This is a genomic window from Aeromonas sp. HMWF014, assembly GCF_963878295.1.
Classification (GTDB): domain Bacteria; phylum Pseudomonadota; class Gammaproteobacteria; order Enterobacterales; family Aeromonadaceae; genus Aeromonas; species Aeromonas popoffii.
The window spans coordinates 20,735-30,808 of the sequence record NZ_CAWNYS010000199.1; the positions used below are offsets into that span (position 1 = coordinate 20,735).

The 10,074-nt window shown below is 59.3% G+C and carries 12 protein-coding genes and 1 pseudogene; 1 reads left to right on the forward strand and 12 read right to left on the reverse strand.

Annotated elements, in window-relative coordinates; genetic code table 11:
- The 7 genes from proX to AAC083_RS08125 form a co-directional block, all read right to left on the reverse strand.
- A partial coding sequence (gene proX, locus AAC083_RS08095; protein WP_258224631.1) for a glycine betaine/L-proline ABC transporter substrate-binding protein ProX occupies positions 1 to 647 on the reverse strand: 647 nt, incomplete at its 3' end.
- Positions 644 to 1,756, reverse strand: a complete 1,113-nt coding sequence (proW, locus tag AAC083_RS08100) for a glycine betaine/L-proline ABC transporter permease ProW (protein WP_108536285.1) — start codon at positions 1,754 to 1,756, stop codon at positions 644 to 646. The genes proX and proW, both read right to left, overlap by 4 nt.
- A complete protein-coding gene (gene proV, locus AAC083_RS08105) occupies positions 1,753 to 2,949 on the reverse strand; it encodes a glycine betaine/L-proline ABC transporter ATP-binding protein ProV (RefSeq protein WP_108536286.1) in 1,197 nt (398 codons plus the stop codon). Before proV ends, proW begins: the two co-directional genes overlap by 4 nt.
- A gap of 492 nt (positions 2,950 to 3,441) precedes the next feature.
- Positions 3,442 to 3,936, reverse strand: a complete 495-nt coding sequence (gene folA, locus AAC083_RS08110; RefSeq protein ID WP_042035714.1) for a type 3 dihydrofolate reductase — start codon at positions 3,934 to 3,936, stop codon at positions 3,442 to 3,444.
- 24 nt (positions 3,937 to 3,960) lie between these two features.
- Positions 3,961 to 4,428 carry a threonine/serine exporter family protein gene (locus tag AAC083_RS08115; protein WP_042035715.1) on the reverse strand — a complete coding sequence of 156 codons (468 nt, stop codon included), beginning with the start codon at positions 4,426 to 4,428 and terminating at the stop codon, positions 3,961 to 3,963.
- On the reverse strand, positions 4,425 to 5,222 hold the full coding sequence (locus AAC083_RS08120; RefSeq protein WP_108536287.1) for a threonine/serine exporter family protein: 798 nt from the start codon (positions 5,220 to 5,222) through the stop codon (positions 4,425 to 4,427). Before AAC083_RS08120 ends, AAC083_RS08115 begins: the two co-directional genes overlap by 4 nt.
- A gap of 232 nt (positions 5,223 to 5,454) precedes the next feature.
- Entirely contained in the window at positions 5,455 to 5,796 is a 342-nt protein-coding gene (locus tag AAC083_RS08125; protein WP_108536288.1) for a DUF3135 domain-containing protein, read from the reverse strand.
- 410 nt (positions 5,797 to 6,206) lie between these two features.
- Between AAC083_RS08125 and mog the strand changes: the two genes are divergently transcribed.
- On the forward strand, positions 6,207 to 6,737 hold the full coding sequence (gene mog, locus AAC083_RS08130; RefSeq protein WP_108536289.1) for a molybdopterin adenylyltransferase: 531 nt from the start codon (positions 6,207 to 6,209) through the stop codon (positions 6,735 to 6,737).
- 38 nt (positions 6,738 to 6,775) lie between these two features.
- On the opposite strand, the gene AAC083_RS08135 is transcribed toward mog, so the two are convergent.
- The 5 genes and pseudogenes from AAC083_RS08135 to AAC083_RS08155 all read right to left on the reverse strand — a co-directional run.
- The gene (locus AAC083_RS08135; RefSeq protein ID WP_042035719.1) at positions 6,776 to 7,192 is read right to left on the reverse strand and encodes a DUF2541 family protein; all 417 of its coding nucleotides are present in this window, start codon (positions 7,190 to 7,192) and stop codon (positions 6,776 to 6,778) included.
- Between the two features lie 90 nt (positions 7,193 to 7,282).
- Positions 7,283 to 8,509 (reverse strand): beta-ketoacyl-ACP synthase, encoded by a 1,227-nt coding sequence (locus AAC083_RS08140; RefSeq protein ID WP_042035720.1) that lies wholly within the window; start codon positions 8,507 to 8,509, stop codon positions 7,283 to 7,285.
- Positions 8,510 to 8,600: 91 nt separating this feature from the next.
- Complete coding sequence (locus AAC083_RS08145) at positions 8,601 to 9,326, reverse strand: 3-ketoacyl-ACP reductase FabG2 (RefSeq protein ID WP_108536290.1); 726 nt, start codon at positions 9,324 to 9,326, stop codon at positions 8,601 to 8,603.
- A complete protein-coding gene (locus AAC083_RS08150; RefSeq protein WP_108536291.1) occupies positions 9,323 to 9,796 on the reverse strand; it encodes an ApeP family dehydratase in 474 nt (157 codons plus the stop codon). The genes AAC083_RS08145 and AAC083_RS08150 overlap by 4 nt, the downstream gene beginning before the upstream one ends.
- Positions 9,793 to 10,074: pseudogene (locus AAC083_RS08155) on the reverse strand (beta-ketoacyl-ACP synthase); the annotation flags it as partial. The gene AAC083_RS08150 and the pseudogene AAC083_RS08155, both read right to left, overlap by 4 nt.

A 10,074-nucleotide genomic window follows, 5' to 3' on the forward strand; every position in this document is an offset into this window, starting at 1 on the left:
TAGGGGATCCAGGTGTAGTAGATCACCGGCTTGCCACTCTGGTAACGGGCCCGGGTATCGGCGATCAGGGCCGCGTAGTTGCCCTGCTTGTGGGTGACGGTCGGCGTCAGGCCGAACTCGTCCAGATGATGGTTGATGGCCTCTTCACAACCCCAGCCCGGGTTGCAGCCCACCAGATCGGCCTTGCCGTCGCCATCGCCGTCAAACAGCGCCGCCAGCTTGGGATCCTTGAGCTGACCCAGGTTGGTAATGCCATGCCGGGTGGCGGTCTGCTTGTCGATGAGATAGCCCTGAGCGGCGCCCGATGCATAGGTCCCCTGGCGGAAGAACACCTTGTCGCCGCCAGCCTGTTCGTACTTGTGGTTGTGCAACGGGATCCAGTTAAAGGCAAGGAAGGTACCATCGCCCTGCGCCACCGAGGCGTAGGCCACGTTGTAATCTACCTCCTGCACCGTCTGTACGTCATAGCCGAGGCGACCCATCAGCTTGCTGACCAGCAGGGTCTGGAAGGTCTCTTCCGGCAGGGAGCTCTGCAAGGGTTGAACGCGGATCCCCTCCCCCGGCAGTTCGGTGCTGGCCATGGCGACAGAACTCAGCAACAGGGCGTTCAGCACCAGGGTGCTCAGGGTTTTCGTGATGAACCTCATGCATTTACTCCTTTGTAATCAATTACTTTACTGCTGCCACGCAGGCGCATCAGCAGGGCCACGGGGCCATGTTGATACCAGCGGCCTGTGTGGCTGCGATCCCGCTGTCCCATTGCCTGGGTCAGACGGTCGAGCACGATGGCCAGCAGCACTATGCCGAGGCCACCGATGGAAGCGAGCCCCATGTCGAGTCGGCCTATGCCGCGCAGTACCATCTGGCCCAGACCACCGACCGCGATCATGGAGGCGATCACCACCATGGAGAGCGCCAGCATCAGGGTCTGGTTGACCCCGGCCATGATGGTGGGCATGGCAAGCGGCAACTGCACCTTGAACAACAGCTGGGAGGGGCTGGCGCCAAAGGAGTGGGCCGCCTCTACCAGATCTGTCGGCACCTGTCGGATCCCCAGCATGGTCAGCCGGATCATCGGCGGCAGGGCGAAGATGACGGTCACCACGACGCCGGGTACGTTGCCGATGCCGAACAGCATGACGATGGGGATGAGATAGACGAAAGCCGGAGTTGTCTGCATAGCATCCAGCAGCGGTCGGGTCCAGGCAGACAACCGCTCGCTACGGGCCAGCAAAATGCCGACCGGCAAGCCAATCAGGATGCAGAAGAAGAGCGAGGTCAACACCAGCGACAGGGTCACCATGGCATCGGACCAGGCACCGATGAGGCCGATCCCGACGAGAGAAAGCAGGGTACCCAGCGCCATGCGGCCATTAACCAGCTGCCAGGCGATCAGGGTCAGCATCCCTATCATCAGGGTGGATGGCACCGTCTGCAGCAGATGGGTCATGGCGTTGAGGGTCACCTCTACCGGTGCCCGGATCAGCTGGAACAGGGGGCGCAAGTTATGGACCAGCCAACCAATGCCGCTCTCCACCCAAATATCCAGCGGTACCAGCGCCTGCTGGAAGGGATCAAGCCAGTCGACAGCCGTGGCTGTATCCGCCGCTTCAATCTGGCTCTGCCAGTCGGCGGCCTGGGTTTCGGTATTGCCCCAGGGATCGGCCTGCGCCTCATTGGCCCGGATGGGGGCACTTGCCAAGAACAACAGCGCCAGCAAGCAGGTCAGCAGATGATGAAAGGGTTTGATATTCATACCGGGGTACTCCTGTCCAGGGTGTTCAGCAAGTTGGCCTTGGAGATGAGCCCCAGATAGGTGCCATCTTCCTCAACCACAGGCACCTGACAGGGCGCTGCGGCCACCTGACTGATGAGTTCATTGAGGGAGGTATCGGCCTGGATGGGCTGAATATCGGCCAGCAAGGCTTGCTCCAGGCTTCCTTTGTTTTTCACCGCCTGACCGAGCGACTCGACCGAGACGACCCCAAGGAAGCGGCGGCTGCGATCCACCACATAACCGAACTCCCGCTCCTGATCCTTGAGTTGACGCAGGGCGTTGCCCGGCCCGTCCGTGGTGTGCTTCTTGATAAGCGGCATCTGCTTGCGACTGACGATATCGCGGGCACTGAACACATTGGCCAGATCCACACCGCGAAAAAAGGCGCGAACATAGTCGTTGGCGGGCTGACTCAGGATCTCGTCGGGGGTGCCGACCTGGATCACCTGACCATCCTGCATGATGGCGATGCGATCGCCGATACGCATCGCCTCGTCCAGATCGTGAGAGATGAAGACGATGGTGCGTTGATGGCTGGCCTGCAGCTTGAGCAGCTCATCCTGCATCTCGGTGCGGATCAGCGGATCCAGCGCAGAGAAGGCCTCATCCATCAGCAGGATATCGGGGTTATTGGCCAGCGCACGGGCCAGACCAACCCTTTGCTTCATGCCACCGGAGAGGGCATCGGGGAAGGCGTCCACCCACTGACCCAGACCCACCTGATTGAGTGCCTGGCGGGCACTTTCCTGGCGTTCGAGAAGCGGCACGCCAGCCAGCTCCAGACCGAAGGCGGCATTTTCCAGCACGGTCAGATGCGGCATGAGGGCGAAGGATTGGAACACCATGCTGATCTTCTTGCGCCGCACCTGGCGCAGCTCACTATCTGAAATGGCGGCGATGTCCTCACCGTCGATCAGCACCTGACCACGGGTCGGTTCAATCAACCGGTTGAAGAGGCGTACCAGGGTGGATTTTCCCGAACCGGACAAGCCCATCACCACGAAGATCTCCCCCTCGTGGATGGCCAGATCGACCCTATGCACACCCAGTGTCTGCCCGGTCTTCTGCAGAATGCTGGCGCGGTCGTGCCCTTTCGCCAGCAATTTGAACGCCTTTTCCGGCTGTTCTCCGAAGATTTTATAGAGTGATTTCACTTCGAGTTTGACTGTCATACTGTCCTTTTTTCATGGTCGACATCTTGGTAATTAACCTGCCGAACGCGAACCAATTACTTTCTACACTAAGCAATTTACATGAAAAACAAAAGAACCATAGGAGTCCACACAAAACAATGAAAACATAAACAATTGATTTTAATGGTTTATTTTTGACAATAAAAAGCCATAAATCGACAAGCATGGGCCATGCCAGCATGGTTAATTTGATTAGATAACTAATTATCGTGGTGTTTTGACAGGCTAATAGGAGGAGGAAACCAGGCAGATCAGGGGGATGCCGCCAGGCAGGATCCTGAACAGGCAGCAGGGCTGGAAAAAATCATTACAACCCTAATGATATGCAGGCGAAAAACGAGGGGATACAGGGGAGCGGTTGAGCGCAGCCATGGCGAAGGCCTTGCCTGCCGGACCCGCCCTTTGTGGCAAGAAAAAAGCCCCCAGTGCAGCACAAGGGGCTTTTCGGCTTCAACAGTTATTCAATACGGTTCAGCGCCGTTGCCAGGTTTCGAAACTGTAGGGATGGGGGTTCTTCTCGTCGGGCTCATGGGGTTCTCGCTCAACGCAATGCCACTCGTCCTCCTCGAAGGCGGGGAAACGGGTATCCCCTGTCACCGCCAGATCGATGCGGGTCAGATAGAGGCTGTCGGCCCGTGGCAGCAGCTGACCATAGAGATGACCACCACCTATCACCATCAGCTCGTCTACCGTCTGACCATCGGCCAGCAGCGCCAGCGCGGCCTCCACCGAATCGACCACTTCGACCCCGTCGGCCTGGTAATCGGGGTTGCGGCTGATCACCAGATTGCGCCGTCCGGGCAGCGGCCGACCTATGGATTCGAAGGTCTTGCGCCCCATCAACACCGGTTTGCCCAGAGTCACCCGCTTGAAGTGGGCCAGATCTGCCGGCAGGTGCCAGGGCATCTGGTTATCCAGGCCAATCACCCTGTCGTGGGCCATGGCGGCAATCATGGAAATCTTCATGGGGTCAGCCTCTCACACCGTCTGTCAAATAATGGGCCGGTTACGGTACACGACCAGAGAGGGGATCGCCAAACCGAAACTGAGGGCACCCACGATAAACAACGCCTTGAGGCCGTTCTCCACCGCGCTCTGGATAAGGTCCATGGTCACCCCGGAGATGTTGAGCTCGACCACGGCGATCATCGCCTTGAACGCATAGCTGCCCGGGATCATTGGGATGATGGAGGCAACGCTAAACACGGGGCGCGGCGCCAGCAGCCGACGGGACCAATAGACACAGACAAAACCGACCGTGGTCGCCGCCGTCAGTGTCGCCCACTCGATGGGCATACCGTAATGAATGAGCAGGGTCCGCAGGCTGTGGGCCAGGGCACCGCCCATGGCGCAGTACTTCAACATGCGTGGCGGCACGTTGAACAGCATGGCAAACCCTACCGCCGGAATGGAGGACCAGAAGGCATCCTTGGCCAGCAACCAGACAAGATCCATCATACCTTCCACCCCCAGATCCCGGTGACCGACATGGCCAAAATGATACCTATGGCGGCGCTGATGGTGAGCAGGGTCGCCGTGCCCCAGCGTGCCAGCCCCATGTTGAAGTAACCCTTCACCATGTCGGAAACCGCATTGATGAGCGGGAAGCCCGGCACTAGCAAGAGCACGCTGGCAGCCATGGCGAGATAGGGCTGGGCCCCCCAGTTGAAGAAGTTGGCACTGGAGGAGAGCAGGGTGGCGATGAAGCCGGTCGCGGCAAAGTTGATAAGCGGGCTGTGGTGATGACGGGCGATCAGCTGGCGCACTCGCATCGCCACGGCGGAGGAGAGGCAGGTCACCAGGAAGATGGGCCAGTCGCCGCCAAACAGCAGGCTGAAGGCGCCGCAGGAGAGCCCCACCATGGGCACCACCAGCCAGGGGTGGTAATGAAACGGCACTATGCCGTCGAGCCGCTGACGCACCTCGCGCGCACCGATCAGCTCCTTCTCCGCCATAATGCAGATGCGCTGGATCTCGCACACCACCTGCATGTTGATGCCGTGCTCCCGTACCCGGCGGGTAGTGGTGACGCAACTGCCCTGATAGAGGCTGGTGAGCACGATGGCACTGGAGGAGATGGCCATCTCGACGCTCTCCAGCCCCAGCGCCATGCCAAGCCGGACCGTGGTCTGCTCTATGATGCGACTCTCGGCCCCGAACTGGGCCAGCATCTGGCCCACCTTGACGATGATACGGGTGATCTCTGTCTGCTGCTCCTGCGACAGCACCCGTCTTGGAGTGATACTGCTCATAATCCCTGCGAGTCGTGGCAAAATTAAAAGATCGCCATATTAGCCTAACTGTCGGCGCCATACATCCACACCGATCACGGCAATAATCAATTTTTAATAAAACAGCGAATGCCACGAAAACACATCAAATAGATTACAAATCACCTCAGATAAATTAACGTCAGTAAACGAACCTCACCCGATGACAGATATATAACGCAGAATAATAATAAGAATGCTATCAAGGGGATGTTTATTTCTTCTTGCGATAATAATCGAAGAAAGAAACCACATTATTTTCTCTGTAGACGGGGGGCTGGTCAGCATAGAGATTGGCATTGAGCTGGATCATCTGACTGCGCATGGAATAAAAGGAGGAGTGCATCATGCTCGCAATACGAATGCAGCTATCCAGATTGTTCTTGGCCAATTGACGCTGACAGTCGATACGAAACTGCAGGCCGCGCAATCGCTGCTGCTGCTCCGGACTGACCCGGTCGATCAACCCCTCTATTTGCTGGTGCAGCAACTCATCGAGTCGTTCCGGCTCCGTCACCGCCAGTCTCCTCAAGGTATCAAAATCAGGCAATTCCATATGCCCTCCTGCGGTCAGCCGCTGTATGGTGATACTCAAACAACAACGATCAGTACAATATTCAACCAACCGTATAATGAGTTATATAAGACGATTGCCCTCCTGGTTCAATCCATACCACAACCTTTCGAGGCTGACTGCGCCAAAGCAGGATCAACAATCGGGGAATTATTTTCTTATTCGTTATGGATCAATAAATTATTCATCAATATGGCTGTTTTTTTTCGTTTATACATTTTAGGCTGGCGATACCCAAGTCTTATGTCTTATTGAAAGGGCATCGGCAAGAAAGCTTTTCATTCGGCACTCGATGCTATGCCCCACCCTCGCCAACACCTGACCTCGTTTAACATATCTCACTGATTATGTTATTTTATTTGCTACTTATTCTAGGCAACCAAGGGCAGACCATGAGCAAGGCAAGAATCGGCATCGTCACCGTCAGCGATCGCGCCAGTGCAGGCATCTACGAAGACCTCTCCGGCAAGGCCATCATAGACACGCTGAACGCATATTTGACCTCGGCGTGGGAACCCCTCTATCAGGTGATCCCGGATGAACAGGATCAGATCGAAACGACCCTGATCCGGCTGGCAGACCAGGAACAGTGCTGCCTCATCGTCACCACGGGCGGCACAGGTCCGGCCAAACGGGATGTAACCCCTGAGGCCACAGAAGCGGTATGCGATCGCATGATGCCAGGCTTTGGCGAGCTGATGCGGGCCGAATCCCTCAAGTTCGTGCCGACTGCCATTTTGTCGCGCCAGACTGCAGGCCTGCGCGGCGGCTCCCTCATCGTCAACCTGCCGGGCAAGCCCAAATCCATCCGCGAGTGCCTGGATGCGGTCTTCCCCGCCATCCCCTACTGTATCGATCTGATGGAGGGGCCCTATCTCGAATGCGATGAAGCCGTCATCAAGCCGTTTAGACCCAAGAAATAAGCCCTGAGTGGGCGGGGGATGTGAACCCCCGTCCATATTTACTTGCGACCATATACCTTGACCCCGGCCTTACTCCCCTCCGAATTGCCATAGACCTCGATCCGCTTGATGCAGAGCCGGCTACCGAGAGATTTCCACCCCGATTCCTGATCCTCTTTCAGATCCTTGTCGAAATTAAGGGTCTTGCTGCGATCATTGCCGTAAAACACCTTGACCCTGTCCAGAGTCAATTCCCGTCCTGCCTTGACCATGATGGACTTGGCCGGTCGGCAAACGATGATGGGAATAATGGCCGGGTGGTCACCGACACCGAGCAGCATGGTGTTGCCCAGCCGAAATTCATCATCGGCCATGGCCGGTGCAGGCAGCGCCAATAAAAGGGTGGACAGCAAGAGCGCATTGAAACCGGGGCGCAGGCGGAGTTGAGCAGAGAAAACAGCAGATGGAACAGACATTATGCCTCCCGAAAAATGGGAGGCATATTAATTCATCAAGGCTAAACCCAGGCTGTACCGGCGCCCTGCCAGCAGGCAAGGTGCGCGGCTTCAGGACCAGCGCTTGAAGATGAGAGAGGTGTTGATGCCGCCAAAGGCGAAGTTGTTGGACATCAGATAGTCCACCGCCAGCGCGCGGCCATTGCCCACCACATGATCCAGCGGGGCACAGGCCGGATCCGGCTCGGTCAGGTTGATGGTGGGGGCAAACCAGCCCTCTTGCATCATCTCCAGCGACAGCCAGGCCTCGATGGCACCGCAGGCGCCCAGGGTATGGCCGAAGAAGCTCTTGAGCGACGATATGGGGGTCTTGTTGCCAAAGATGGTGGCGGTGGCGTGGCTCTCGGCTATGTCGCCGCGCTCGGTGGCCGTGCCGTGGGCGCTGATGTAGCCAATGTCGGCGGCCTTAAGCCCGGCCTGGGCCAGTGCCATCTCCATGCACAGCTGCATGGTCTCCTGCTGGGGCTGGGTCACGTGGGCGGCGTCGCAGTTGGTGGCAAAGCCCACCAGCTCGGCGATGATGGTGGCCCCGCGCGCCTGTGCATGTTCCAGCTCCTCCAGCACCAGAGTGCCCGCCCCTTCGCCAATCACCAGACCGTCCCGCTGCCGATCGAACGGCCGTGGCGCCAACTCGGGGTTGTCGTTCATCTGGCTGGTGGCAAACAAGGTATCGAACACCACGGCCTCAGACGGGCAGAGCTCCTCCGCCCCGCCAGCCACCATCAGGGTCTGATAGCCGTGCTTGATGGACTCGTAGGCGTAGCCAATCCCCTGGCTGCCGGAGGTGCAGGCGCTGGAGGTGGGGATCACCCGCCCGCGCAGGCCGAAGAAGAGGCCGGTATTGACCGCCGCCGTGTGCGGCATCATCTGCACATAGGTGGTGGCCGTGATGCTGGCGGTGCTCTTGTTGTTGAGCATGACCCCGAAGGCACGGATGGGATCCGTACTGCCGGTGGAGGAGCCATAGGCGATGCCGGTGCGACCGTCGGTCAGCACCGGGCTGTCGATAAGCCCAGCCCGCACCAGCGCCAGCTCGCTGGCCACGGTCGCCAGCTGGGAGACCCGCCCCATGGCCCGCGTCTTCTTGCGCGGATAGCGGGCGGGCAGCACAAAATCGGCAATGGGCGCCGCCAGCCGGGTATTGAGCCCCTCGTAGATAGCCCACTGTGGCATGGTCACCACCGCATTGCGCCCTGCCTGCAACTTTGCCCGCACGCTCGGCCAGTCCTGACCGAACGCTGTCACCCCGGCCATGCCGGTTACTACTACCCGCTTCATACCATACCGCCATTCACAGAGATAACCTGGCCTACCACAGAGACAGCACCATGTTGAACCGACATCAGGCAAGAGACCACCAGCATCCGTGTCATACCATGCCCCCGTTGATGGAGATGACCTGGCGCGTGATATAGCCGGCGATGTCCGACATCAGGTAGGAGACCAATCCGGCCACCTCGTCCGCCTGCCCCATACGCTTGAGCGGGATCAGCTTCATCGCCTCCTCCTGCACCTCGGCATCCACCATGCCGGTATCGATGAGGCCGGGCGCCACGCAGTTAACCGTGATCTTGCGCTTGGCCAGCTCCAGCGCAAGCGCCTTGGTGGCCCCCATGATACCCGCTTTGGCGGCGCTGTAGTTGACCTGGCCACGGTTGCCCATCAGGCCCGAGACCGAGGAGATGGTCACGATGCGGCCGCCCCGGCGCAGACCTATCATCGGCATGATACAGGGCTTGAGCAGGTTGTAGAAGCCGTCCAAATTGGTGTGCAGCACCCCGTCCCAATCCTCGTCGGTGAGGGCGGGGAAGGCGCCGTCACGTATGATGCCGGCGTTGCAGACCACACCGTAATAGGCGCCGTGTTCGGCCATGTCGGCTTCCAGCCGCTTGCGGCAGCCCTGGCGATCGGCAATGTCGAACTGGATCAGGCGCCCCTGTCCCCCTGCGGCTTGCAGGTTCGCTAGGGTAGCCTCGGCCCCAGCGCGGTCGCCGTGGTAGTGCACGACGACGAGAAAACCGTCGGCGGCCAGCTTGAGGGCGATGGCGCGGCCTATCCCCTTGCTGGCGCCCGTGACCAATACGGTAGAGATCATGAAACGTCCTTCGCTAACAAATCGGATAATTCGCCGGGTGCGGGTTGATAGGTCGAGAGGCGCGCGGTGGCGCACTCCTGCCCATCTTGCAGGATCCGGCAATCGAAACTGGCCATGCCGCCGTCTTGCAACAGACAGCTGGCCTCTATGGTGAGCAGGGCCCCCGCCGCAAAGCGGGTGGGCTGGCAGCGGTACTTGCGGGTGCCGAGCAACATACCGATGCGCACCGGCTCGCCGCGCAATCGCCCCTGCATGCCGGCCCAGGCGGCTATGGTCTGAGCCATCAGCTCTATGCCGACCCAGGCGGGCAACGAGCCCTCGCCATCGAGCAACAAGGCGTGCCGGGCGCCAACCAGGGTCTCGCAGCACACCCGGCTCGCATCCACGGCGCAGAGCCGATCCAGCAGCAGCATAGGGGCCTGATGGGGCAAGATAGTGTCGATGGCGGGCAGCGGTATGAGCTCATTCATGAGGGTGATAGTCCAAACAGCAGGCTGACATTGTTGCCACCGAAGGCAAAGGAGTTGGAGAGGACCCGGGGCGCCGCCAGTCGAGTGGCGCCACTCACCAGCCGGATGGAGGCCAGCGCCGGATCCACCGTCGTCACCCGCTGGGGAGGCAACGGCAGCGCCCGCTCCAGCAGCAGGCAGGCGAGCGCGGCTTCAATGGCCCCCGCCGCGCCCAGGGTATGGCCGGTGAGCGGCTTGGTGGAACTGCAGGGCACCTTGTCGCCGAACAGGCGATGCAC

What these genes read in the sequence shown, in the direction of transcription:
- AAC083_RS08145 (WP_108536290.1), bottom strand. Translation starts at nt 9,326, where the DNA reads ATGATCTCTACCGTATTGGTCACGGGCGCCAGCAAGGGGATAGGCCGC.
- AAC083_RS08115 (WP_042035715.1), bottom strand. Translation starts at nt 4,428, where the DNA reads ATGATGGATCTTGTCTGGTTGCTGGCCAAGGATGCCTTCTGGTCCTCC.
- AAC083_RS08150 (WP_108536291.1), bottom strand. Translation starts at nt 9,796, where the DNA reads ATGAATGAGCTCATACCGCTGCCCGCCATCGACACTATCTTGCCCCAT.
- proV (WP_108536286.1), bottom strand. Translation starts at nt 2,949, where the DNA reads ATGACAGTCAAACTCGAAGTGAAATCACTCTATAAAATCTTCGGAGAA.
- AAC083_RS08125 (WP_108536288.1), bottom strand. Translation starts at nt 5,796, where the DNA reads ATGGAATTGCCTGATTTTGATACCTTGAGGAGACTGGCGGTGACGGAG.
- folA (WP_042035714.1), bottom strand. Translation starts at nt 3,936, where the DNA reads ATGAAGATTTCCATGATTGCCGCCATGGCCCACGACAGGGTGATTGGC.
- AAC083_RS08140 (WP_042035720.1), bottom strand. Translation starts at nt 8,509, where the DNA reads ATGAAGCGGGTAGTAGTAACCGGCATGGCCGGGGTGACAGCGTTCGGT.
- mog (WP_108536289.1), top strand. Translation starts at nt 6,207, where the DNA reads ATGAGCAAGGCAAGAATCGGCATCGTCACCGTCAGCGATCGCGCCAGT.
- proW (WP_108536285.1), bottom strand. Translation starts at nt 1,756, where the DNA reads ATGAATATCAAACCCTTTCATCATCTGCTGACCTGCTTGCTGGCGCTG.
- AAC083_RS08135 (WP_042035719.1), bottom strand. Translation starts at nt 7,192, where the DNA reads ATGTCTGTTCCATCTGCTGTTTTCTCTGCTCAACTCCGCCTGCGCCCC.
- AAC083_RS08120 (WP_108536287.1), bottom strand. Translation starts at nt 5,222, where the DNA reads ATGAGCAGTATCACTCCAAGACGGGTGCTGTCGCAGGAGCAGCAGACA.